Below are 470 nucleotides of genomic sequence, written 5' to 3' on the forward strand. Positions count from 1 at the left end.
GCAACAAAAGCTTCAATCTCTGCAGGTGTCGTAGGCAGATCAACATCGCCTCCGTGACCACCGCCATGGTCGCCACCGTGATCCATGCCACCGCCGGTATCGCCACCAGTGTCACCTCCGGTATCACCGCCGGTATCGCCACCAGTGTCACCTCCGGTATCACCGCCGGTATCGCCGCCAGTATCTCCACCTTGGTCCAAGCCACCGCCGGTCTCCCCACCTGGGTCACCGCCGGTCTCAGCACGCGTGTCGCCACCGGTATCTCCGCCCGGGTCGCCGCCGGGATCTCCGCCATGGGCGCCGCCGTGGTCCATGCCACCGCCTGTATCACCACCGGTGTCGCCGCCAGTATCCCCACCTGTATCACCGCCAGTGTCTCCGCCATGGTCGCCGCCGTGGTCCATGCCACCGCCAGTATCCCCACCAGTGTCGCCACCGGTATCACCGCCAGTGTCGCCGCCGGTATCTCC

The 470-nt window shown here is 66.4% G+C and carries 1 protein-coding gene; it reads right to left on the reverse strand.

Annotated features, from left to right (window positions below):
- On the reverse strand, positions 1 to 314 hold a 314-nt coding region (locus tag ACFWW2_RS01845), incomplete at its 3' end, for a hypothetical protein (RefSeq protein WP_393925660.1).
- Positions 315 to 470: the final 156 nt, after the last annotated feature.

Origin of the sequence: Yoonia sp. R2-816 (assembly GCF_046762905.1) — a bacterium.
Taxonomy (GTDB): domain Bacteria; phylum Pseudomonadota; class Alphaproteobacteria; order Rhodobacterales; family Rhodobacteraceae; genus Yoonia.